At 27.9% G+C, this 25,717-nt stretch carries 23 protein-coding genes and 1 other annotated feature; of the genes, 16 read left to right on the forward strand and 7 right to left on the reverse strand.

Annotation, left to right across the window (positions count from 1 at the left end; genetic code table 11):
* Positions 1-3 precede the first annotated feature (3 nt).
* From folB to ACTG48_RS07735, 8 genes are all read left to right on the forward strand, one after another.
* Entirely contained in the window at positions 4-369 is a 366-nt protein-coding gene (gene folB, locus ACTG48_RS07700) for a dihydroneopterin aldolase (protein ID WP_021384220.1), read from the forward strand.
* Positions 362-868 (forward strand): 2-amino-4-hydroxy-6-hydroxymethyldihydropteridine diphosphokinase, encoded by a 507-nt coding sequence (folK, locus tag ACTG48_RS07705; RefSeq protein ID WP_021384225.1) that lies wholly within the window; start codon positions 362-364, stop codon positions 866-868. Before folB ends, folK begins: the two co-directional genes overlap by 8 nt.
* Positions 849-1,634 carry a 3-deoxy-7-phosphoheptulonate synthase gene (gene aroF, locus ACTG48_RS07710; protein WP_021384224.1) on the forward strand — a complete coding sequence of 262 codons (786 nt, stop codon included), beginning with the start codon at positions 849-851 and terminating at the stop codon, positions 1,632-1,634. The genes folK and aroF overlap by 20 nt, the downstream gene beginning before the upstream one ends.
* A 258-nt stretch (positions 1,635-1,892) precedes the next feature.
* Positions 1,893-3,683 (forward strand): DNA primase, encoded by a 1,791-nt coding sequence (dnaG, locus tag ACTG48_RS07715; protein WP_044213161.1) that lies wholly within the window; start codon positions 1,893-1,895, stop codon positions 3,681-3,683.
* Between the two features lie 17 nt (positions 3,684-3,700).
* Positions 3,701-4,867 carry an RNA polymerase sigma factor RpoD gene (gene rpoD, locus ACTG48_RS07720; RefSeq protein WP_021384218.1) on the forward strand — a complete coding sequence of 389 codons (1,167 nt, stop codon included), beginning with the start codon at positions 3,701-3,703 and terminating at the stop codon, positions 4,865-4,867.
* 165 nt (positions 4,868-5,032) lie between these two features.
* On the forward strand, positions 5,033-5,722 hold the full coding sequence (locus tag ACTG48_RS07725) for a tRNA (adenine(22)-N(1))-methyltransferase (RefSeq protein WP_479918510.1): 690 nt from the start codon (positions 5,033-5,035) through the stop codon (positions 5,720-5,722).
* 13 nt (positions 5,723-5,735) lie between these two features.
* A complete protein-coding gene (locus ACTG48_RS07730; RefSeq protein ID WP_479918511.1) occupies positions 5,736-6,833 on the forward strand; it encodes a Nif3-like dinuclear metal center hexameric protein in 1,098 nt (365 codons plus the stop codon).
* 71 nt (positions 6,834-6,904) lie between these two features.
* Positions 6,905-7,477 (forward strand): flavodoxin family protein, encoded by a 573-nt coding sequence (locus ACTG48_RS07735; protein ID WP_479918512.1) that lies wholly within the window; start codon positions 6,905-6,907, stop codon positions 7,475-7,477.
* 64 nt (positions 7,478-7,541) lie between these two features.
* On the opposite strand, the gene ACTG48_RS07740 is transcribed toward ACTG48_RS07735, so the two are convergent.
* Complete coding sequence (locus ACTG48_RS07740; RefSeq protein ID WP_021384199.1) at positions 7,542-8,009, reverse strand: pyridoxamine 5'-phosphate oxidase family protein; 468 nt, start codon at positions 8,007-8,009, stop codon at positions 7,542-7,544.
* 142 nt (positions 8,010-8,151) lie between these two features.
* Positions 8,152-8,418: a binding site (T-box leader), on the forward strand.
* 168 nt (positions 8,419-8,586) lie between these two features.
* Here ACTG48_RS07740 and ACTG48_RS07745 point away from each other — a divergent pair.
* Positions 8,587-9,138, forward strand: a complete 552-nt coding sequence (locus ACTG48_RS07745) for a tryptophan transporter (RefSeq protein WP_479918513.1) — start codon at positions 8,587-8,589, stop codon at positions 9,136-9,138.
* 119 nt (positions 9,139-9,257) lie between these two features.
* Here the strand turns inward: ACTG48_RS07745 and ACTG48_RS07750 are convergent, their stop codons facing one another.
* The 3 genes from ACTG48_RS07750 to ACTG48_RS07760 form a co-directional block, all read right to left on the reverse strand.
* Positions 9,258-9,734, reverse strand: a complete 477-nt coding sequence (locus tag ACTG48_RS07750) for an HD domain-containing protein (RefSeq protein WP_021384205.1) — start codon at positions 9,732-9,734, stop codon at positions 9,258-9,260.
* Between the two features lie 118 nt (positions 9,735-9,852).
* Complete coding sequence (locus ACTG48_RS07755; RefSeq protein ID WP_021384188.1) at positions 9,853-10,944, reverse strand: DUF5808 domain-containing protein; 1,092 nt, start codon at positions 10,942-10,944, stop codon at positions 9,853-9,855.
* Entirely contained in the window at positions 10,937-11,326 is a 390-nt protein-coding gene (locus tag ACTG48_RS07760; protein ID WP_021384190.1) for a GntR family transcriptional regulator, read from the reverse strand. The genes ACTG48_RS07755 and ACTG48_RS07760 overlap by 8 nt, the downstream gene beginning before the upstream one ends.
* A gap of 190 nt (positions 11,327-11,516) precedes the next feature.
* Between ACTG48_RS07760 and ACTG48_RS07765 the strand changes: the two genes are divergently transcribed.
* From ACTG48_RS07765 to ACTG48_RS07790, 6 genes are all read left to right on the forward strand, one after another.
* Positions 11,517-11,963, forward strand: a complete 447-nt coding sequence (locus tag ACTG48_RS07765) for a hypothetical protein (protein WP_479918514.1) — start codon at positions 11,517-11,519, stop codon at positions 11,961-11,963.
* 246 nt (positions 11,964-12,209) lie between these two features.
* Positions 12,210-12,935 carry a response regulator transcription factor gene (locus ACTG48_RS07770; protein WP_479918515.1) on the forward strand — a complete coding sequence of 242 codons (726 nt, stop codon included), beginning with the start codon at positions 12,210-12,212 and terminating at the stop codon, positions 12,933-12,935.
* The gene (locus tag ACTG48_RS07775; protein ID WP_479918516.1) at positions 12,922-14,172 is read left to right on the forward strand and encodes a sensor histidine kinase; all 1,251 of its coding nucleotides are present in this window, start codon (positions 12,922-12,924) and stop codon (positions 14,170-14,172) included. Before ACTG48_RS07770 ends, ACTG48_RS07775 begins: the two co-directional genes overlap by 14 nt.
* 79 nt (positions 14,173-14,251) lie before the next feature.
* Positions 14,252-14,929, forward strand: coding sequence for an ABC transporter ATP-binding protein (locus ACTG48_RS07780; RefSeq protein ID WP_479918517.1), 678 nt, complete (start codon positions 14,252-14,254; stop codon positions 14,927-14,929).
* Positions 14,930-17,491, forward strand: a complete 2,562-nt coding sequence (locus ACTG48_RS07785) for an ABC transporter permease (RefSeq protein WP_479918518.1) — start codon at positions 14,930-14,932, stop codon at positions 17,489-17,491.
* Positions 17,492-17,725: 234 nt separating this feature from the next.
* Complete coding sequence (locus ACTG48_RS07790; protein ID WP_479918519.1) at positions 17,726-19,000, forward strand: 4Fe-4S dicluster domain-containing protein; 1,275 nt, start codon at positions 17,726-17,728, stop codon at positions 18,998-19,000.
* 55 nt (positions 19,001-19,055) lie between these two features.
* Here the strand turns inward: ACTG48_RS07790 and ACTG48_RS07795 are convergent, their stop codons facing one another.
* On the reverse strand, positions 19,056-22,103 hold the full coding sequence (locus tag ACTG48_RS07795; protein ID WP_479918520.1) for a serine hydrolase: 3,048 nt from the start codon (positions 22,101-22,103) through the stop codon (positions 19,056-19,058).
* Between the two features lie 207 nt (positions 22,104-22,310).
* Between ACTG48_RS07795 and ACTG48_RS07800 the strand changes: the two genes are divergently transcribed.
* Complete coding sequence (locus ACTG48_RS07800; RefSeq protein ID WP_479918521.1) at positions 22,311-22,610, forward strand: rhodanese-like domain-containing protein; 300 nt, start codon at positions 22,311-22,313, stop codon at positions 22,608-22,610.
* Between the two features lie 57 nt (positions 22,611-22,667).
* On the opposite strand, the gene ACTG48_RS07805 is transcribed toward ACTG48_RS07800, so the two are convergent.
* Together ACTG48_RS07805 and ACTG48_RS07810 are read right to left on the reverse strand one after the other, a co-directional pair.
* Positions 22,668-23,237 (reverse strand): TetR/AcrR family transcriptional regulator, encoded by a 570-nt coding sequence (locus tag ACTG48_RS07805; RefSeq protein WP_479918522.1) that lies wholly within the window; start codon positions 23,235-23,237, stop codon positions 22,668-22,670.
* 196 nt (positions 23,238-23,433) lie between these two features.
* Entirely contained in the window at positions 23,434-25,662 is a 2,229-nt protein-coding gene (locus tag ACTG48_RS07810; protein ID WP_479918523.1) for a YhgE/Pip domain-containing protein, read from the reverse strand.
* Positions 25,663-25,717 lie beyond the last annotated feature (55 nt).

The raw sequence follows: 25,717 nt of genomic DNA on the forward strand, positions 1-25,717 counted from the left end.
ATAATGGATAAAATATTACTTAGTAATCTAGGATTCTATGGATATCATGGTGTGCTTAAAGAAGAAAATTTTCTAGGTCAGAAATTTTTTATCGACATGGAGCTTTATGTTGACTCAAAAGAAGCTGGACTTAGTGATGATATAAATAAATCTGTAAACTATGCTGAAGTTTACAGTGTTGTTAAGGATATTACTGAAAATAAACAATTTAATCTTTTGGAGGCTTTGGCAGAGAACATTGCTGGAGAGGTCTTAAACAAATTTATGCTTATAAATGGAGTTATGGTTAGGGTCAGAAAGCCTGAAGCTCCTGTAAATGGAATTTATGACTATTTTGGTGTCGAGATAAGGAGAACAAGAGATGAATAAGGCTTATTTGGGAATAGGTACTAATGTAGGTGATAGATTTAATAATTTGTCAGTGGCATGTGAGCTTTTAAGAAAGAGTGATTCTATATATAAAGTAAAAGAATCAAAGTTATATGAAACAAAACCATGGGGATATACAGAACAAGCAGATTTTCTAAATATGTGCGTAGAAATAGAAACAGAGTTTGAACCGTATGAGCTGTTAGAATATTGTCAAGGAATAGAGAAAGAGCTACACAGAGAGAGAATAGTACACTGGGGTCCAAGAACTATAGATGTAGATATACTATTTTTTAATGATGTAGTATCCACTGATGAAAAACTACTAATACCTCATCCAAGGATTCAAGACAGAGCTTTCGTTTTGATACCACTTATGGATTTAAATGAAGAACTTCTAATAAATGAAAAATCAATAAAAGAACATTTAAACCTCCTATCTGCTGAAGAAAGAGAAGAAGTAAAGGAGCTTGTAGGTTATGAAAGAAAACCTATTTAATGGTAATTCAAAAATAGAGATAAGTACAAATAATAAAGAAATAGTTGTAAAAAAGGACAAACTTATAATAGCTGGACCATGTGCAATAGAGAGTTATGAGCAACTTTTAATGACTGCTAAATTTGTAAAAAGTCATGGTGCAAATATTTTAAGGGGTGGAGCATATAAGCCAAGAACATCGCCAAACTCATTTCAAGGATTAAAAAAAGAAGGTCTTGAAATATTAAAAGCAGTTAAAAAAGAGGTTGGTATAGCTGTTATTACAGAGCTTATGGATGTAAGAGATATGGATGAACTGTACAGTATAAGTGATATAATTCAAATTGGCTCAAGAAATATGCAAAACTTTACACTTTTAAGTGAAGTAGGAAAACAAAACAAACCTATTATGTTAAAAAGAGGAATAGCATCAACAATTACTGAATGGATAGGCGCTGCAGAATATATAGCAATAGAAGGAAATAGTAATATTATAATGTGTGAGAGAGGTATAAGAACATATAATGATTATACTAGAAATACATTAGATTTAGCTGCTGTACCAATTATTCAAAAAGAAACAGGTCTTCCTGTTGTGGTAGACCCAAGTCATGCTACTGGAATTAGATACTTGATAAAACCTATGTCAATGGCATCACTTGCATGTGGAGCTGATGGAATAATGGTAGAAGTACATCCTGACCCAGAAAATGCTCTATCAGATGGAGCTCAATCTCTTTGTTTTAATGAGTTTGAAGATTTAATGAAATCAATTAATAATTATTAAAAGAGGCAAGAGCCTCTTTTTTATTCGTAATGGTTATTGAGATGAATTTATAAGTTATATGGAATTTAATAGTTAGACCATTTGATATAAATAAAGACTTAATATTGATATAATTAATATAAAAAATAAAAATTTTTTGATTAATAAGAAGGATATCAATAAAAAAAGTCGAATTCTGTATATTGAGTGATTGACAAATTTAGAATATAGTGTAGAATAGAAATGTTAACACAAAAAATTACACCAGAAGGTGATAATATGAATGATATAAAAGACATTATTGAAGAAATAAAGGCTAGATGCGATATAGCAAGTATAATATCTGAATATATGAATATAAAACAATCTGGAGCCAATTATAAAGGATTATGTCCATTTCATGGTGAAAAGACACCATCTTTCTATATAAATACATCAAAACAAATTTATAAATGTTTTGGATGTGGAGAAGGTGGAGATGTGATAAATTTTGTCATGAAAATGGAAAATTTAGATTTTATGGATGCTGTAAAAATTTTAGCGAATAAATGCGGTATAGAAATTAACACTAACATGAATGAAGAGACTAGGATTAAAATAGAAAAATCCAAAAAATTTCAAGATATTCACACAGAAGCAGCTAGATTTTATCTTTCAAACTTGTTGGGAAGTAAGAATCTTGGGTATGAATATTTAAGAATAAGAGGACTAGATGATAAAATTATTAAGAAATTTGGTTTAGGATTTTCTTTGGATTCATGGAATTCACTTATGAACACTCTAATCAGCAAAGGATATAAAAAGCAAGATTTGTTGGAGTGCGGTCTAATTGCAAAAAACAGAGATGGAACTAATTGCTATGATAAATTTAGAAATAGAGTTATGTTTCCTATATTCGACTATAGAGGAAATATAATAGGATTTGGGGGAAGAGTATTAGATGATTCTTTACCAAAATACTTAAATTCTCCAGACACAATAATTTTTAATAAAAAACAGAACTTATATGGATTAAACTTTGCTAGAAAGAATTTAGAGAGTAAAACTATAGTCTTAGTTGAAGGATATATGGATTTAATTTCGCTTTATCAGTATGGTATAAGAAATGTAGTAGCAACCCTTGGAACAGCCTTGACTGAACAACAAGGTATTTTAATAAAGAGATATGCGGACACTGCTATTATATCTTATGATTCTGATGAACCAGGAATAAAAGCGACTTTAAGAGCTATAGATATACTTACTAAATTAGGTATTAATGTAAAAGTGTTGGATTTAAAAGATGCGAAAGACCCAGATGAATTTGTAAGAAAATATGGACTTAATGATTATAGAAAAGCTATGGATGTTTCTACTCACTACATAAAATATAAAATAGATCATCTTAAAAAAGAATTTAATATTCAAAAAGATGAAGAACGAGTGAAGTTCGCAAAAGAAGCTTCTAAAATTATAAAACAATTGACAAGTCCTGTTGAAATTGATTTTTATACAAAGTATTTAAGCAATCAAATAGATATTAATGTCGAGTCTATAAAGAGAGAAGTATATGGTAAAAATTATAATAAGCCATATAATAACAAAAATCAAAAGAAAGCAGAAGAAAAAATAATTGAAAAAGTCGAAGTCAGACAAGATGGAAAACAATTAGTTGAAGAGACTCTAATAAAAATAATGTTAGAAGATAAAAAAATTAGAGAAATAGCGTTACTAAAAGTAGAAGAAAGTGATTTTTTACTGAAAGAAAGTAAAGAAATTTTAAATTACATGATTAAAAATCAAGAATTGGACAAAATAACTATTGACAAATTGAAAAGTTTAAACATATCCGAAGAATACTTAAAAGAATTAAATTCAATTTCTTTGAATAGTATAAACTTAGAAAACACAAAAGAAATAGAAGGAATAATAACAAATATCCGAAAAAATTCATTAGAAGAACAAATTAACAGCTTGTTGAGAGAACAACAAGAATTAGAAAATAATAATGATATGAAAGAGGTAGATGGTAGAGTTATGGAAATCGCTTTAAAAATAGTTGATATAAATAAAATTTTAAAGAGCTTGTAGAGAAAGGAGGTTTGAGTGTGGAAAATAAATCGAATAAAAAAGAGTTAAAAAAAGTCACTGCTAAGACATTAATAGAAAAAGGAAAAAAGCAAGGTTCATTAACACTTGCAGAGATAATGGAAGCTTTTTCGGAGACTGAACTTGATAAGGACCAAGTAGAAAATCTTTATGAGACTTTAGGTAATCTGGGAATAGAAATAACAGAAACAAAAAACTATAAAGCTGATATAGATTTTTCGGCTACTGATGATGATTTGAGTATAAGCAACCTAGATGAAGATACAGAAGCAATTTCACATGAAGACTCTTCTGCAATAGAAATAGAAACTGTGGATTTATCTTTACCAAAAGGGATAAGTATAGATGACCCTGTTAGAATGTACTTAAAAGAAATAGGAAAAATTCCTCTACTTAAACCACATGAGGAAGTAGAATTTGCTAGGAGAATGCACGAAGGTGATGAGATAGCCAAACAAAGATTAGTTGAGGCAAACTTAAGATTGGTTGTAAGTATAGCAAAAAGATATGTTGGAAGAGGTATGCTTTTCTTAGATTTAATACAAGAGGGAAATTTAGGTCTTATAAAAGCAGTCGAAAAATTTGACTATACAAAAGGATATAAGTTTAGTACTTATGCAACATGGTGGATAAGACAAGCCATAACACGTGCCATCGCAGACCAAGCTAGAACTATAAGAATACCAGTTCACATGGTAGAGACTATAAATAAGCTAATAAGGGTATCAAGACAACTACTTCAAGAGCTTGGAAGGGACCCAAAACCAGAAGAAATTGCAAAAGAAATGGAAATGACAGAAGATAAAGTAAGGGAAATAATGAAAATAGCTCAGGACCCAGTATCTTTAGAAACTCCAATAGGAGAAGAAGAGGATAGCCATTTAGGCGACTTTATTCCAGATGATGATGCTCCAGCCCCAGCAGAGGCAGCAGCATATTCTTTACTAAAAGAACAAATAGAAGATGTACTTGGCTCATTAAATGATAGAGAGCAAAAAGTATTAAAACTTAGATTTGGTCTTGAAGATGGTAGGGCTAGAACTCTTGAAGAAGTTGGAAAAGAGTTCGATGTAACTAGAGAAAGAATAAGACAGATAGAAGCAAAAGCACTAAGAAAATTAAGACATCCAAGTAGATCAAAAAAACTTAGAGATTATTTAGATTAAAAAGATACATCATTAATGTTTTTGTATAAAGGCCATGGGATAAGTGATATCTCATGGCTATTTTGTAGTAGAGATTTAATTTTATTTTTTATAGTAACCTTAATTTAATACTTATGACTTACTATAAGGCCTATAAATCAAGGAAAATTGAAAGGAGATATATATTTGAAATTAACAGATAGATTATTAAAAATAGCATCATTGATATCATATGGTAAAAAAATAGCTGATATAGGAACTGACCATGGATATATACCAGTATATTTGTTAAAAGAGGGAAGAGTACCGTTTGCAGTATTGGCAGATGTTAATAAAGGACCTCTTGACAACGCACGTAAAGAGGTCATACAGAACAATCTTTTAGATAAGGTTGATTTACGATTGGGTTCTGGTATAGAGGTTCTTGAAATAGGGGAAATAGAAGAAGTAATAATTGCTGGAATGGGTGGAATTTTGATAAGTGAACTTCTTGAAGCTAAAAAACAAGTAGCACATAATGTAGAAAAATTTATACTACAGCCTATGCAAGCACAAGAAGAACTTAGACGTTATCTTTTGAATAATGGTTATGAAATCTTAGATGAAGTTTTGGTAAGAGAAGATTTTAGGATATATGAAATAATAGTTGCCAAATACACAGGCAAAAATACTATAATAGAAGATGAGATATACTTTGAAACTGGAATAAAACTTTTAGAAAATAAAGACTCTCTTTTTAATGAATTTATAGAAAAAAAGATAAAGACATATAGTGCTATAGTTAATAAGCTAGAAGGAATGAGTGGGGAAGTAATAGATAAAAAAAGGGAAGAGAGTAAAACTGCAATAAAAAAACTTGAAAATTTAATAAAATAAATTGGAGGTATGTATGTTATTAAAGAGTCTAACTAGAAAAATTGAAAAAAAGTATCCTCTAAGCTTAGCTGAAGATTGGGATAATGTAGGTCTTATAGTTGGAGATTTTGATGTAGATGTAAAAAAAGTATTAGTATCTTTGGAAGCTAATGAAAATGTTATTGATGAAGCTATCTCAAAAAATATAGATTTAATTGTTACACATCATCCTTTTATATTTGGAAAAATCAATAAGATTAATAGTGCAGATTTAAAAGGTAGACTTATACAAAAACTTATTAAAAATGATATAGCACTTTATTCTATGCACACTAACTTTGACATAGCATTTGATGGTTTAAATGACTATTTTATGGAAATTATGGAATTTGGTAACTCAAAGGTTTTAGATATAACAGAAAGCGAGATTTTATATAAACTCGCAGTATATGTACCATGTAATTATTCAGATGAATTGAAAAGAGTTTTAAGTAATTCAGGAGCAGGTCATATAGGAAATTATAGTGATTGTACATTTTCAATAGAAGGTGAAGGACAATTTAAACCATTAAAAGGCTCTAATCCGTTTCTTGGAAGCATAAATGATATAGAAGTAGTAAATGAGGTTAAAATTGAAACTGTGGTGCCACAGAAGCTTTTAGGAGGGGTAATAAGTTCCATGTTGGATGCACATCCTTATGAAGAAGTTGCATATGATTTGTACAAGCTAGAAAATAAAGGCAAGACATTTGGCTTAGGTAGAGTAAGTAGACTTGATGAAAGTATGACATTAGAAAATCTTTCAAATAAAATAAAAGAGAAATTAAATATGAAACATATCAGAGTAGTTGGAAATCTTAATACAAATATAACGAAAGTAGCAGTTGTAACAGGGGCTGGTTCAGAGTTTGTAAAAAAAGCTAAGAGACAAGGAGCAGAAGTTTTAATAACAGGAGATGTAAAGTATCATGAGGCACAAGATGCACTTGATATAGGAATGTGTATAGTGGACTGTGGGCATTTTGATACAGAAGATATATTTAAAAACGTTATGAAGAGATTTTTGGATGAATTTAATGAAATAGAAGTAACAAAAAGTGATGTATATTTGAATCCATTTAGTATCATTTAGTCATTTAGTAGTATTTTATTATAAAAAATACTATACAAAAAATAAATTTGAATTTAATTAGGGGGATAAAGATGAAAGTAGCAGTAATTTTTCATAGTGTTTGTGGAAGTACATATTTATTAGCAAGAACATACAAAGAAGTACTTGAAGAAATGAATATAGAAGTAGATATGTTTAAAGTAAGTGATGAGGTTGCAAAAACACTTCTTCAGTATTATTTAATAAATTCAAAAGAATATAAAGATGAGTTTGAGAATATAAATACAATTAAATCTGGAAAAGAATTGCTAGATTATGATGCTATATTTATGGGCTCACCAACATACTATGGAAATGTATCTGGTCCAATGAAGATGTTCATGGATAGCTTTTCTGATATTTGGGTAGGTGCTCCTTTGAGTGGAAAAATATTTGGTTGTTTTGCCACAGCAGGTTCACAACATGGAGGAGGAGAACTTTCTTTACAAGCAATGAATATATTTGCCCAACATATGGGAATGACTCTTTTATCAGTTCCATGTACAGTAAGAGGAGACAATCCAGCATATGGAATACTACATATAGCAGGAGATAACTCTGATATAAGACCAAGTGATGATGTTAAGCTTGGTATAAAAGATTATCTAAAAAGATTGAGTGTATAAGAATATCAAATTAAAGTACCTAAAAGTGGCTGTATAGCTACTTTTAGGTATATTAGTGTATTTATTATAAGCGTGAAGCTTTACCAGAAATATGGTCAATTTCTATTTTAACTACAGTTGTTAAATTTATATCTTTCTCTATGTATTTCATGCCCTCTTCAAAAAATCCTTTAGAATATTTTTTTATGATTTCTACAAGAGCATTTTTCTTTTCCTCACCTTCTACAGTTGAAGCCTTTCCAAATACCACAGCACTAGAATACGTAGTGCTAAATTTGTCTGGAATAACATTTTCATTAGCAACTACTAAAAAAGAAACTTTGTTGTTGTTTGATATATTATCTAATTTATGACCATTTCTTGCACAATGGAAGTAAATAGAATCATTAAGGTACACATAGTTTACAGCAACTCCATAAGGATAGCCATTTTCAGATATAGTAGAAAAAGTACCAAATTCACCATTTTTTAATACTTCTACAGTATCTTCTTTTGTCATTTCTCTCTTTTTTAATCTCATTTCTCTAAACATAATATCATCCTTTCTAATTTTGATTATTAAATTAAATTTTAAAACATTTATAAAGATTATGCTATCCTTTTTACAAATTTAAAATAAAAATTAGAGTTGACAATTATAAAAATTTAGAATATTATAATAGCAACAGCAAATTAAAAATCCTATGACAAGGAAGAGTAATTATGTTTAGCTTCAACATAGAGAGCTGAGGAGGGTGGAATCTTAGCAAGAAGGGATATAGTGAATGGACCTTAGAGGAGTGAATTGAAATCATATTATTATGAGAGTAGACTTTATCGTCAGTCGCACGTTACAGCGAATAGGGTATGTAAGTACCTGATAATGAGATGTATAAGAATTAAACTTAGGGTTTATTTTTTATATAATTTAGGTGGCAACGCGGATAATCTCCGTCCTATTGATTTAGGACGGAGTTTTTTATTTTACAAAAACTCTTAAAAGAAAATATATAAATTTCAGAAAAAGGTGGTGAAAAAGATGTTATGAACTTTCAAAGCTAAAGAGGATGATTTAGAAAATTGGCAAAAAAATAAAATAAATATTAATAAAATTAGGGAGAATTATTACAATGAAAACGAATACAAAAAAATTAACTTTAAATGCAATACTTTTAGCTATGGGATTACTAATACATCAACTTACACCTGCTATAGGACTTCCAATGCAACCAGATATATCACTAGCAATGATGTTTATAATAATGATATTAAATAAAGAGGATTATAAGATTTGTCTAGTAGCAGGAATTGTGACAGGAATATTTGCAGCACTAACAACTAAATTTCCAGGTGGTCAGATTCCAAACATACTTGATAAAACTATTACAATAAATATAATGTTCATGATAATGTATGTAATTTATAAATTACCATTTATGAAAAACTTAAGTAATAAAAAGCAAGACTTAATAGTAGCTACAATAATATTTCCAATAGGAACTATTGTGAGTGGAACTGCATTTTTACTGTTTGCTCAAATGATAGTAGGTCTTCCTGGAGGTTCATTTATGGCATTGTTTATGGTTGCAGTAGTACCAGCAATACTAATAAATTTAATAGCTGGTTTACTGTTATTTAAGGTAGTAAGTATGTCTATAAGAAGGGTAAGTTATCAAGGTTAAATATTATGACTTACAATGATATTTAAAAAAATGAATAATGAAATAGTAAAGAGGTATCAAGTAAAATTTAATACTTAATACCTCTTTGTTTGTTAATTTTAACAATATTAAACACTACCTTATACATGATAAGGAGATAATAAAGAATGTATCTTTAAAGTCTCAACCAAACAGCAAAATTTATCTAACAAACATACAATTAATGCTTCTTTGTATTTAGGTGGCTTAATAGTAAGCGGCCACATATGTTTTAAAATGATATCAGTTTCCATTTCATTTATTTGAAAAAATAAATTTGCATTTTTTAGTGCTTCTTTAGGATGAGTAAATCCGTGTAATCCTTTTCTATCCCCTTTGTAATGCCAGTCATAAAGGAAAAAGTCGTGTAATAAAGCTCCTCTAATAACACTTTGAATATCAACATTTAGATGTAATTTTTTACATAATAAATAACTATAATATGCTACTGATAAACTATGTTCAAGACATGAAACATTGCCATGATGAGGAAATGTTCTCATAAGTTGTACTTGTTCTGAAGAGAGTATTTCAGAAGCACATTCATTAAAGTATTTGATTTCAGCTTTTGACAACATTATGCAAATCTCCATTTCTAGTAATATATAAATACTATATTTCAATGATAATATGAAATATTTCTTATCCTACAAAATATAATACCCAATAATACAAGTAAGATACCTTTTATGGTATTTAAAGTAAAAGAGATTTTATTAGGCTAAACAATGAAAAAATTAAAAGTAAAGCTATAGCAATATATATTATCTTTCCAATAGGATTTCCAAAATTTACAGTATACCCAATACCAAATCTCTTATCAACCATTAATGATGGGTCGTTTGGATTATTATATATAATGCCTGCTATCCAATGTTTTTCATCATCTTCTGGAGAATAGGACGAGTTAGACTTTAAATTTGGAGACTTAATATATGTTATTATTAAATAAATTATAACTAAAAATGTTACTATAATTATAGCAGTTGATAAATTTGTTTTTATTGATAAAAAAGCAGTAAAAAGTTGTATTGTCATTAAAATCATCAATATCAAAAATAAATAACCAATTTTGTTTAGATATTTAATGTTTTCAGCTCGACTTTCTTCAATTTTATTTGAATCTATTTTAATTCTTGACTTTATAGAACCAATAGAAGTTATATACAATAAAATGATTAAACAAAATGCAGTGCCTATTAATTTAAAAACATTAAAATATGATTTTTCCATAAAAGAATTAGGAGTTCCATTTATAGTCCAATTGATAGCAATTAAGTCTGGCAGTTGATTATAATTAAATACTATAAAAAGACTCATTCCAAAAGCAAGTAGTATTGGTATTAAATATAATATTTTAAACCTTTTTATTATTTTATTTTTTTTATTTAAGAAATCCATATCTACTATTAACTTTGAATCTATATCTATATGACCTTCTGTAGAATAAATTTCTGATTTAAACTTTTTAGCTTTATTATGAGTATAAATATATAATAGACTTTCATATAATAAAAATCCCATTATACCAATAAAATAAGAAAGTTCCAGTTTATTAAATGCAAGAACTAGGATAAAAATTAATATAAAGTCTATAATAAAACCTAAAGATAAAAGTTTTTTAAACTTCTTATCCAACATTATAAAGTTAGTATAGTTTTTGTGTTCTTGGTCTATAGAAACTCCATAAATATGTTTTTTACCTACTAAATAAGGCATGAAATAAAATGAAGCATACATCAAAATTAAAACTGGAAATATTGTAAATAAACATTCAATCTTACTCATGATATTTCACCTCGTATTTGTCAAATAAATTTGAACTTAGTGATAAAAATTCTTCTTTGCTGATACCTGATAAATAAGATTTTGCTACTAGAAGTTCTAAGTCAAGCTTATTTTTTTGACGAGTTGGATTTGCGGCTTTTATTGGTAATTCAGCAACAATAGCACCTTTTCTTCTATCAATATTTAAGAAGCCTTCTTCTTTTAACTCATTATAAGACTTATTTACTGTATGCAAATTTACACCAATATTTTCAGCCATACTTCTTACAGATGGAAGTGATTCGTTTATTTTCAATTCTCCCGAAGCTATAGCTTTAGTTATTTCTTCTTTAATTTGTACATAAATAGATTTATCACTATTAAAATCTAAATTTAAAACCATAAAAGACCTCCATTATGCTTTATAAATGAAAACGATTGTTATATATATAGTATAACATAAAAAATAATGTCAAACACAAAATATAAATTTATATTTTGTAAAAATTGTAATTTAAAAATAACATAATTTTTATCAAAATAATACAGATACTATCTATAGATAGAAATAAAAATTAGAAAGGAGAAAAAATATGTTAACATATTTAATTAAAAGACAAATGCATAAAAAAGATGATGGAATGAGTAAACCAATGATGTTTACAGGAGTAGTTCTTACAGGTGTGGGTGCATATGCTGTATATAAGATGGTAAAAAATCGTAAATCTAATTCTCAAATGGTTGATACAAATTATTATGGAAACAGTGATTATGATGACTATAAGTATGACGAATTTGATTATGACTGTAACTGTAGAGATAATAAACAGGATTATGAGTATGAAGAACTAAAAAAAAAGGTAAAAGAATTTAATTCAAGAAGAATAAACTGTGAAAATTGTCCACATGTTTCTCAGGAAGAAATGATGCAATATGTAAATAGTGTTAAAGATGTAAAGACTGATATTGATTTACATGAAGATGATAAAAAAGATAATATTTACAAAGAAGAAGAATACAAAAAGTATGATGAAGAATAAATTATATTCTAAATAGTTAAACAAATAGTTATGTTAGATTATTTAACATAAGGTTTCTAAAATGTAAGTTGTAGCTTAACTTGAAGAACTAGGTATTATTCTTAAGTGAGTTAAGTAACAACTTACATTTTTGTTTTTATAAATTTTAACAACTCTTTGTGACTATTTTGTAATTATAGATATATTTTAGTATATAAGGTATTTGTGTATAATAAAAACTGTATAGGTAAATAATTTAAAATCAAAATGGAAAGAAAGGAAATAGCTATGTTAAAGTTATTGATAGTTGAAGATGATAGTACCATATCTTTTGGAATAAAATATGCTTTAGAGCAAGAAGGATTTAGTGTAGATATAGCAAAGGACTTATCAAGTGGAAAAGAAATGATTTCTTCTAATGAATATAGCATGATACTTTTGGATGTGACATTACCAGATGGAACTGGTTATGAATTGTGTCAATATACAAGAGAATTCTCTCAAATTCCGATAATATTTTTGACTGCTTGTGATGAAGAAGTAAATATTGTAATGGGTCTTGATATGGGTGGAGATGATTATATAACAAAGCCTTTTAGAATTAGAGAATTAATATCTAGAATAAAAGCTGTTTTAAGAAGAAAAGGTAATACTTTAGAAGAAGCTAAGAAAATGCTCAAATTTGGAGATTTAAGTATATATACATTAGAAGCTAGAGTATATAAAAATGAAAAAGAAATATTTCTGACATCGGTTGAATATAAACTTCTTTTAATTCTTATACAGAACAAAAATACAGTTTTAAGCAGAACTCAAATATTGGAAAAACTTTGGGATGTAACATATGATTTTGTAAATGATAATACTCTAACTGTTTATATAAAACGACTTAGAGAAAAAATAGGTGATGACTTATGTGAGCCAATCTACATAGAAACTGTAAGAGGCCTTGGTTATAAATGGATAGGAAGTGAAAATAATGTTTCTATATAATCCAGAAGTGAAGAGGTTTTTAAGTAAGTATATTGTTTTGATGTTTGTTGCTATTACTATATCTATTGGGTTTAGCATAATCAATATGGATATAACTAAAGGTATGATTGTAAAAAATAATCAAGCGATAATAGGAACACTGTCTAGCAAATATCCAAATTTAGAAAGAGAGATAGTGGATATAATAACTCAAGGAAAGTCTATAAGAAATATAGACTATGGAGAGAAAATATTAAGTAAGTATAATTACGATAAATCTATTAAAATAAACTCTGAGCCTATAATTTCTAAATTAGTTTTAGAGACTATAAAAACAAATATAATCTTGGTATGCATAATATTTATTCTAATATTTATATTGATTGCTAGTTATTTTAAGGTAATGTACAATGATTTATCAGATATGACTAAGTATGTTTACTATAGTTCAGAAGGAAAAGCATTTGATATGAAAAATAAAAATCAAGAAGGTCAGGTAGGTCTTTTAAAAACTGAACTATTAAAGATGACGACAATTCTTAATGAAAAGGTTGAACTTTTGAAATCAGAAAAAATATTTTTAAATAATACAATTTCTGACATATCACACCAATTAAAAACTCCTATGACTTCTTTAATAATGTTGAATGACTTGTTATATAATGATGTACCATACGAAGTAAAAATAGATTTCTTAGATAAGATAAAGAATCAGTTAAATAGGATGGATTGGCTAATTAAAAGCATGCTTAAACTATCAAAAGTAGAAGCAAAAGTGATAAAGTTTAAAAAAGATAAGATAAAATTTAGTGAACTTATACATAGAGCAATGCAACCAATGAAAATACCTATGGAAACTAAAAATCAAAAATTAACTATAGAAGGAAACGATAATGTATCCTATATTGGCGATATTGATTGGTCTGTGGAAGCATTAGTGAATATAATTAAAAATTGTATAGAACATACTCCTGAATTTGGAAATATAAGTATGACATATAAAGAAAATCCATTATTTTCTGAACTAATAATAAAAGATGATGGCGAGGGAATAGATAAAAAAGATATACCACATATATTTAAACGATTTTATAGAGGAAGAAGTAGTTCAAAAGAGGATAGTGTAGGTATAGGTCTTGCAATGTCAAAATCAATAATAGAAAGTCAAAATGGAGATATCTATGTAAATAGTGAAAAGGGCAAAGGGACAGAATTCCATATAATATTTCATAAAATGTATGCTGATAATAGTGACTAATCTGTAATATTTAATTCACTTTGTAGTAATAGCTAAAGTCTAATATATGAAGTATAGAATATAAATATTGGAGGTAGCCATGGAAATTTTAAGAGTAGAAAATCTAACTAAAAGTTATGGTAAAAATGAAACAAAAGTTGATGCTATAAAAAATGTAAGCCTATCAATTGAAAAAGGTGAGTTTATAGCAATAACAGGGCCAAGTGGAAGTGGTAAAAGTACATTATTACATTTGCTAGGAGGTGTTGATAGACCTACTAGTGGTAAAGTTTATATAAATGATGTGGATATCTATAATTTGAAAATCAAAGATTTAGCAATATTTAGAAGAAGAAATATAGGTCTTATATATCAATTTTATAACTTAATTCCAGTCTTAACTGTAAAGGAAAACATATTGCTTCCAGCAGAACTTGATAATCGAGATATCGACAAAGAATATTTAAATGATTTGATGAAAACACTAGGTCTAAATGATAGAGAAAAGCATCTTCCAAACCAGTTATCAGGGGGGCAGCAACAAAGAACTTCTATAGGACGTGCTTTGATTAATAGACCCTCTATAGTATTAGCAGATGAACCAACAGGTAATTTAGATAGTAAAAACTCGAAAGAAATACTAGAATTATTAAAACTGTCAGTAAAGAAATACAATCAGACTCTAATAATGATAACTCATGACAAAGACATAGCACTTCAAGCCGACAGAATTATAGGTATAGAAGATGGAATTATAAAAAGTGATGAGGTGATGTAGATGAACTTATATACATCACTAACTATTAGATACTTAAAACAAAATAAAAGAAGAACTATTGTAACTATAATTGGGATAATACTTTCAACAGCTTTAATCTGTGGTATAGGAAATATATTTGAAAGTTTCATGGATTATCAAGTAAGAGAAACTATAAAGAATGATGGAAGTTTTCATGTTACATTCAATGATGTAAATAAAAAAGATATGGAATATGTAACAAAATCAGCTGAAATAGAAAAACATGCATTTACTAAGCAAATTGGATATTCTAAATTAGAAAATAGTGAAAATGCTATATTAAGTATAAAACAGTATGATAAAAATGCTATGGATGGATATAAAATTTCTATAGAAGAAGGTAGATTGCCATCTAAGGTTGGAGAAATTGTTCTAAGTGAAAATGTTATTAATCTTATGGATGATAAATTAAAAATAGGAGATGAGATAACCTTAAAAGTAGGAGACATGTTTGACTCAAATAAGAAAAAGATTGATAACATGGTATTTCATGAGGGTGATTATATAGCGAACGAAAAGGAAAGAACTTTTAAACTTGTTGGTATAATTAAAAAACCTGGATTTGAGCTTTATGATGAAATTACAACTGCTATAACTTACTTTAATCCTGCAGTTAATTACAATGGCACAATGAACATCTCAGTAACAGTAGAAAATCCTAAAGATGTATATAAAATAAGTAAAAAAATAAGCAAAAACATATATCCAAATAAAGATGAAGAATCAGTTTCTGATATGGTAAAATACAATGAACATTTATTAAGATTACAAGGTGCTAGTAAGTACGCAAACATAAATAGCTCTATAAAGTCTATAATTGCAGTAGTGACTATTTTAGTAGTTATATGTACTATTGCTACAGTATATAACTCTTTTAGCATTTCTATAATTGAACGAAAAAAACAGTTTGGAATATTAAATTCTATAGGTACTACATCTAGCCAAATTAAAAAATTGGTCTTTATAGAAGGTATTATAATTAGTTTAATTGGAATACCAATAGGGTTAATATCTGGAACAATAGCTATAGACTTATTATTTAAAACTATAAATAGGTATTTTACAGAATCGATTGTTACACAGATGAGTTTACAAATAGTGTATAACCCAATAATAATTATTGTTAGTATAATAATAGTTTTATTTACAATATTTATATCAATTCTATTACCTGCAATAGCAGCTTCTAATATTTCTCCACTTGATATAATTAAAAACAGTGGAGACTATAAAGTACGAAAAGTCAAAGACTCAAAACTTATTAAACTGATTTTTAAGACTGAAGGAGTACTTGCATATAAAAATATGAGAAGAAATAGAAAAAAATTCATAGTAACCCTTTTTTCTTTAATGATAAGTATAATAATTTTTATATCTTTTAGTGGATTTACATTACTTTTATTAAGAGGTGAAGAAATTAGAAATTCTCAAAAAAACTATGATTTATATTTAACTGCAAAGGGTACAGCTAGACCTATTGATGATGTTATAAGTACATTACAGGAGATTCCTGGAATAAAAAACTTTGAATTAGCAACAGGTCAGTCTATGTCTATAAGAGTAAGTGAAAATAAAATAAATAAATCCAATGAAGATTTAATTAAGGATTATTGTGAACAGTATAAGAATGGAGATAGTTATGAATACGACTTTATAAATAATGAATTAAGGTTTCCAGGAGAATTTTCAATAAAAAATAAAACAAATAATTTAATAAAAGGTTCTTTTGATAAGGAAAAAGCAATTAAAGAAAATGGTGTGATTCTAGTTAGAAAAAGTTACTTTGAATCCAGTGGTAAGAAAGGTATAGTAGAGTTAACTAATTACAAAGTTGGAGATACAGTAAATTGTGAATATCTTGATGACAATGGTTCAAGTAAAAAAATGAAGATTAAAATTCTTGCGATAACTGATGAAGAACGTTTAGGAATGGGATATCAAAATATGGGCTTGCAATTTATAACTTATGATGAAGTTGCTAAAAATTTAGGTCTAAAATTAAATAAAAGTCTTATATTTATCGACTTAGGAGGAGATATTCAGACTAAGAAGAGAGTAGAATCTTTAGCTGATAAAAATAATTTTAACTTCAATGATGAAAGTGGAAGAGGTGAAGAAGAAAAACAAAACCTAAAGGTTGTCAAAATATTTGTATACGGTTTTATAGTAGTGATATCTCTAGTAAGTGTTACAAATATACTAAATACAGTAAGTACAAGTATAAATCTAAGAAAAAGAGAGCTTGCTATAATACAATCTATAGGAGTTACCCCTAATGGATTTAGAAAAATGATATATTTAGAAAGTTTTATTTATGGTATACTGTCTTTATTATTTGGAATACCAATTGGTATTGGTATGACTCTAGTTATGAATAATCTTATTTCAGGTGTAATTGAGTTTTCCCCTGTCATACCATGGGCAGCAATAGCTATATGTATAGTAAGTGTTTTTATAATAACCTTTATAGCTGCTTATATACCAATGAGTAAATTGAACAAAGAAAATATAATAGATAATATAAGAAGAGAAAGTATCTAAGTATAAAAGTAATTTTTAAATATATAAAATATTATTAAAATCGTTTAATTGGTATAAAATGTTATTATACTAATTTAAACGATTTTTTATTTATATAAGAAATCTAATAAATAAATTACTAGAGGTATTTAACTATTTAGAAAGAATTGGTATTATATAAAGTAAGGGCTTATATAAAGTGTTTATAAATAAGGATAAATATTTAATTTTATTGGAAAACAAAAGAAAAAGAAGGTGATTACTATTTCTCATATAACTGCGAAGAACATGTATAAAAGTTTAGAGGAAAGAATAAATAAGTTTCCACAAGGTGCTCCACCATCAGATACATTATACAAAATACTAAATGTATTATATACAGAACAAGAAGCCAAATTAGTAGCTCAGCTTCCAATAAAGCCTTTTAGAGTAAAAACAGCAGCTAAAATTTGGAGTGTAAGTGAAAGTGAAGCATATAGAGTATTAGATAAACTTGCAAGCAAGGCTCTGATACTAGATATAGAAGATAATAAAGGAAAGAAATATATAATGCCTCCACCAATGGCTGGCTTTTTTGAGTTTGCTATGATGAGAACAAGACATGATATAGACCAAAAACTTTTAGCAGAACTTTACTATCAATATATGAATGTAGAAGAAGATTTTATCAAAGATTTATTTTATTCAACAGAAACAAAACTTGGAAGAGTGTATGTTCAAGAGGAAGTTTTAACTAATGATAATGAAGTTAGTATTTTGGATTATGAAAGAGCTACTCATATAATTGATGAATCGACTCATATAGGTGTAAGTATGTGCTACTGTAGACATAGAATGCAACATGTTGGTAAGGCTTGTGATGCTCCTATGGATATATGTATGACATTTGACAACGTAGCAAATTCTTTAATAAATAACAAATTTGCAAGACGTGTAGATAAAATAGAATGTAAAGAACTACTTCATCAAGCGTATGAGCATAACTTAGTTCAATGTGGAGAAAATGTTAGAAAAGGAGTTACATTTATATGTAATTGTTGTGGCTGTTGTTGCGAGGCATTAGTAGCAGCTAAAAGATTTGGAAATCTTCATCCAGTACAGACTACTAGTTTTATACCAAATATAAACCATGAAAGTTGTGTAAAATGTGGTAAATGTATATCTGCATGTCCAATAGATGCAATAAGCAAGGTCAAGGAAAATGATAAAGAATATATAAAAATTGATGAGGATAGATGCTTAGGCTGTGGAGTTTGCGTTAGAAATTGTCATAAAAATAGCATTATGCTATTAAAGAGAGATGAAAAGATAATAACTCCAGCAAATTCAGTACATAGAGCAGTTTTAATGGCAATTGAAAAAGGACAATTACAAAATCTAATTTTTGATAACAATGCATTAGCGAGTCATAGAGCTATGGGAGCTATACTATCAGCTATATTAAAACTTGAACCAGCTAAAAAAGTTTTAGCCAGCAAACAATTAAAGTCAGTATATTTGGATAAATTGTTAAGTATGAATGATAAATAGATAAAATAGGGCTATATTTAAGTAATATTACTTAAATATAGCCCATTTTAACATATTAAGCGATTTCTTTTATTTGTTTAAATGAATTTTCATTTCCATTTCCACCAATTTGTGTCACTGATTTAAATCTCATAGTTTTAAATAATTCTTTTTGATTATAATCTAATAAATTTCCTACTAATATTACAGGAGACTTAGTTTTTCCAGCTAAAACTCCAACAGATAATCCATCTATTAAATCATCTTGTTTATTGATTCCGTTTTTAGCAACATATAGGTTGTCTATCTTAGAATCTTTATAAAATTCTTTTATTACCTTTGCATTAGTTTCATTTCTAGTGCTACCTGATATTCTTTGTGGATTTTGAAGTTTACTTTCTATATTTTTAGAAACTGTGTATTCTCCACCAATTACATAAGACTTCTCAATTTTTTTGTTTTTAAATAAGTTGTTTATTTCATCTATATTACTGTTTTCATTAGTAAGTATTATAGGCATATCATTTTGAGCTGATACAGCTCCAATGCTTACTGCATCGGCTAATCCTTTTTCACCATTAACTACTGAAATCTTTGAAATGTTACTAATATTATTCAATTCTTTGGCAATATTCATAGAAGTCTGATATCTATCATTTCCTGAAATTCTAGATACAGAAATATTATTTGATTTTATAGTATCTAGGGACTTTTCATTCACAGAAGCTTCTCCACCAACTACATATACATTTTTAACTTTTAATCTCTTCAATTCAGCTAAAGTTTTTTCGTTTATTTGAGAGCTTCCAGTTAATAATATAGGAGCATTTTTCTTATATGCAAGTGGTGTTGCAGCTAAAGCATCTGCAATTGCTGAGTCATTTATTAAAACTGCATTTTCAGCATTTTCCCAACCTGCTTGACTTATCTTAATAGAAGTTTCATATCTATCAGTTCCTGTCAATGTATTTGCATTTACCTCATCTTGATATGCAACTTCAAATCTAGCATTTGGACTTCCTGAGAAAACAATTACGCCTCCTTTTGGCAATCTAACTCTATTATTCTTTGTAACTAAAGAATAGTTTACAGGAATTCCTTTAGCATCATAAACAGCAAAAGATGAATTTTGAGGAAGATTAACTTCTATTTTTTTGTTTGCTATATCGTCACCAATCTTATACCATTTTGCATAGCCATTAGATGCTAACTCGCATGTGAAAGATTTTTCTGATGGCAAATTAGTTATAGAATCTTCACTAATATATGTCTGTGTGGCAAAAGTTAAATACTCTGTACCATTTTCTTTATGAAGTTTAATATCAGCTAAGTCACGTCCCATTACACCAGGTATTTCTATAAATGCATTTGAGTTATTTTCATCTGCTATTTTAGTATTAGCTATATAACCAGGAGTTCCATCTGAAAGACCAAGAACTGCCTTTACAGAACCAAACATATAGTGCTGAGAAGTATATTTTTCATCTACTATATAGTAACCTTTATCATTTCTTTTCTTCCATGCTTCTTTTACGCTATCTGATATATTATTACTACTATCTACCTTTTGAGCTACATAATATAAACTTGCTGTTTGACCTAATCCTGGAACATCATCGTAAGAGCTCATATTTAAATATGTAAGGTTATTTTTTTCTTTTACAAATTTTAAACAACTATTACCTTTTTCAGAAACAAATCTATCTTGTCCTATATATACATACTTATCTTCAGGTCCATTTTCTAGATAAGGAGAAGATACTGTTAAAGTTCCATTATCATTAACATCAACTTTTATCATATTTGAAGACGCATAAAGACCACTATTTTCTTTTAAATAACTTGGCATTTTAACTTGTTGTGGTTTGCTGAATGTTTTATCAGGTTTTATTTCCTTAATCTTACCCTTTTCTTTTAATGCAGACAGTAACATTTCTTGTCCAATTATTTCATTAAGTTGACTACTTCCACCAGAAGAAACAACTGCAACTGCCATATTTTCATCTGGAAGCACTATAATATTACTGTGGAATAGTAAAGAGTCTCCACCTTTTGTAAGAGCCTTTAAGTTATATTGATTAAATGGATAAGTGTTTACGCAATCCCATCCTAAACCATATCCAAGTATAGAATCTTCTCCCTCAGGCCATAGACCATTTAAATATTCTTTATTTTCCATAGCTTTTATTGAAGAAGGTGAAAGAATACCATTTGATTTTTTCATAAATGTTTGTGCAAATGTACATAGATTTTCTGCACTTGAATATAAACCACCAGCACCTATGGTATTAAAATTATCTTGTGGTACAGCATCTTCAAAATAAGGTACATAGGCTTTTGCAAGTCTTGAACTATCAAAACTATCTTCTGGAGTTTTTGTATTTTGTAAATTAAGTGGACTGCTTATGTACTTGTCAATAAAATTAGTAAATGTCATACCAGATACTTTTTCTACTAAAATTTCAGCTAAAGTAAATCCATCATTACAATAAACAGAAAAAGCTCCTGGTTTAGCTTTTAATCTTTGTTTTTTTAATTCTTCTAGAAAACTATCGTGACCATAAGAATCATTATCTCCTAATAAAAGAGCATTTTTTAAAGTACTTCCCATTAATCCTGATGAGTGATTTAATAACATTCTTGGAGTGATTTCTTTGTATCTCTCATCAGCCATTTTAAATTCAGGTATATAATTTACAATAGGAGTATCTAATTTTACTTTTCCCTCTTCTACTAACTTCATAACAGCAGTAGTAGTAAACATCTTACTGATAGATGCAATATTATACATGTTATCCTTAGTTAAATTTTTATTATCCTGTCTACTGTAGACTCCACCATTACCAGAAATCTCAATTTTACCATTATCAATCAAAGCATATTGAGCATTTTCAATTCCATACTTAGATAATAAAGTTTTAATTTTCTCTTTGGCAAGAGCTTTAGTTTTTGGATAAGATTCTGAGTTTTTGCTATAATCATTTAGCTTTATGTCAGAACTTTGATATTTCTCCGAGTTATCTTTTACATTACTATCAGCAAAAGTAATATTTGGAGCAGCAGTAAATAACATACTCAATACTAATGTACTAGATAATAATTTAGAGAGCCTTTGCTTAAACATATTACACTACCTCTTTTCCCTTTTAATAATTTATAATTAGCATAACATTCTTAATTATTTTAATCAACAGATTATTAACAATAAAAAAAGCTTTTATTAAGTATATCTTTTATATAGCTGAGAAAAATATAAAAGAATATTTGTTGTTGTATGAAGAATAAAGGGTATAAGTAATATATACAAATAAAATGGAGGAATCTTAGAGATATGTACAAGAATATAAATAAGAAACAACTTAAAGAAATGATGAAAAATGAAAAAGATATTTTATTATTAGATGTAAGAACTAAAGATGAATTTAGAGAATGTAAAATAGAAAATGCTATAAATATATCTTTACAAGAGCTAATTAATAATATAGATGAAATTTATGAGTATAAAGATAAGAAAGTAGTGGTTTATTGTAGAAGTGGTCATAGAAGTGTTACTGCATGTAATTTATTGGCTGAGGAAGGATTTGAACATCTGTATAATTTAAACTCAGGAATAACTGATTATCTTAATTAAAGCATGTAAGTTATATTGAATACTGAATATATCCCTGTTTATTAAGCAGGGATATACTTATATGTTCATAAGGTAATTTAGGAAAGAACAAATTTTTTCTACTTTTTCAGTATTTGAAATATCTTCACGTAATAATATTCCTTGCTGACCATATACACAAAAGTATGCTGTGGTATCAGTGTCAGGAATATTAATTTCTCCTCGTAAATTAGCCAGTTGAAGCTGTTTTTTTACTATAGGAATAAGTTTTTCACATACTTTTAAAGATAATTGGTCATGAATTTTTTTACTCTTTTCTCCGTGACATACTTTGTAGTAATGGTTATCATCAGTTTCTATATCAATAAATGTAGGTACTTCTTCAATAATTTGCTTTAATGTTTTATCTGTATTATCTATAATAGTAGACATTTTGTCCACTAGAGTCTGTGCATAGTAGTCTATAGCACTATCAAATAGGCTTTCTTTTGATGGAAAATAGCGATAACATAATCCTTGTGCAACATTCATATGTTTTGCAATATCAGTTATAGAAGTTTTCTCATATCCATTTTCATAAAATAATTTTATTGCAGCATCTAGAATTTCTTGTTTACGTTCACTTGGTTCTTTAGTAATACGTGCCATATAGTATCCTCCTTATAATTTCAAATACATAATAACATAAGGAATTTTGAAAGTCAATGAATGAATATCAGTCATTTGTATTATGTAATAAATTTTAGTTTTGAAGTTAAAAAAGGTAGTAACTGAGAAGCTACTACCTTTAATGCAAGGTTGAAATTCTGTTTTTAAAAATATATTTTAATATAGAATTGATTTTTTAATGACCAGTTAAGTTACTATCACCAAATTTATCATTAAATGGTTTTATAATTCTGTTTATAGGTCCTTTTAGAAGTACATTTAAACAAATAGACAGAATCATAAATAGCAATAGAACTAATATATCTTTAGTTAAATTTGGAGCATATATACCACCCACTGCTTCCCTTGTAGCACCTATTGCATAGGTAAATGGCATTATAGGATTTATTCTTTGGAAGAATGTAGGTGTAACTTGTATAGGGAATGTACCACCAGAAGAACCAATCTGAACGACTAATAGTACTATTGCAATTGCTTTTCCTACATTTCCAAATACAGAAACCAAAGAATAAACAATAAAGTTAAATACCATACTAGTAAACATAAGCAGAAGTATCAATAAAATTGGATGCTTTGCTGTTACTCCTAATAATAGTATGTCTCCAGTTCCAATTATGAAGCCTTGGATGAGAGCTATACTTAAAAAAGTAAGACCTCTTCCAAAATAAATTTCATATGGCTTATAGTTTCCATGTACAGATGTAGATAATAATGCTGAAAGAAGTAATATACCTACCCATGTAGAAAGAACACTATAAAATGGTGTCATTGCAGAACCATAATTTTCAATTGGATATAATTTTTCTGTTTTCACTTCAACAGGTTCCTTTAAGAAATTAGATTTTGTTAATATATCACTTTCAAGTAAGCTGACTAATTTTTTCATATCTTCACCATTACTAATCTTACTTAAATTATTAATCAAGTCATCCAACATTCCTTTTGCTAGAGGAAGCTTTTCTCTTATTAATGATATACTTTCCTGTGCATTTCCTGAAAGACTTAGAGAAGTAGTAAGTATTTCTTCAACCTTTGGAAGTTTTGCTTCTGCCTTGTCTAAAACAGTGATTATATCATTTGCTACTTTTATACTATTTGAAAATATACTATTTATAGGTTTTGATATTTTTGAATCAAAATTATTTAAAATATTTAAATTAATTCTTCCAATACCATTTGATAAACTTAAAACATTATTTAATGCACTTATAGATGGTTGTTGCCCAGATATAACCTTGTTTTTAATGTCATTCAATGTTGATATAGAGGAATCTATTTTATTGTTAGAGTCTTCTAGGTTATCTATTACATCATCCAATCTATTATTTGATGTAAGCTGGTTTAATTTAGTTAAAAAGTCTTCTAATGTATCATTTAAAGATTGTAAATTAGAAAGCTTTTCTGATAAATTATCTATCAATTTAGGTACATCTTCACTTCCACTATTTACTGCATCAATTAAATTTAATGTAAGAGAAGAAGCAGAAGATGAAAGGTCAACCATTAAATTTAAATCAGACTTTATAAGAGGAGAAAGCTCATCTAAATTGTCATTTGTATCCTCTAAAAATTTCTTTAAATCATTTGATAATAGCTTTGTATCATTTAAAGTCTTTTTAATAGTAGGTAAATCTGATTTAATATCTTTAACTGTGTCAGATAACTTTGAAGTAGCATCAGACGCTAAATCGACAGTCTTATTTATATGGTCAAATCTCTTTTGAAGGTCGATAAGAGAACTTTCAACCTTTGTTAATTTTGGAAGACTGTGTTCAATTCCTGCACCAACTCCATTTGATATACCAAGAACGATTTCACTTACTGTTTTTACTATAGTCTGATTAACTTGTAACTGTATTGTAGAAGCACCTTTATCAGTAATCTTTGGTGCAACTGCATTTATTTTTTCATTTACTGTATAAATAATTTCACCTTTTTTAACATCATCCGTAATTAATGATGTTAAATCTTTTGTAAAATTCTTAGGAATTTTAAGTGACGCATAATAAGTACCTTTTTTAACACCTTCAAGAGCGGTTTTTTCATCTACAAACTGCCAACCTAAACTTTTATTATCCTTAAGTTGTTCGATTAATTGGTCTCCTACATTAATCTTTTGACCTGCTATTTCATTTCCTTTATCTTCATTTGTTACTGCTACAAGCATATTAGCAGTACTTCCATAAGGGTCCCAAGATGCCTTTATGTTGAACCAAGCGTACAAAGAAGGTAAAAAAGCAAGTCCTACAACTATTACAAGTACTGCGTAATTTCCACGTATATCTTTTAGGTCATTTTTAAAAATTTCTAATATATTTTTTAAACCATTTGAAGGTTTTAAATTCTTGATATTATTCCAGTTTAAAAATTCTTTTAAACTATTAGTTTTTTTCAAATGTCTCACCTCCTAAAATATTTTGATAGAGAAAAAGTTAGATTTATAATCAATTTTAAATTAT

It is taken from the genome of Clostridioides sp. LIBA-6822 (assembly GCF_056688955.1).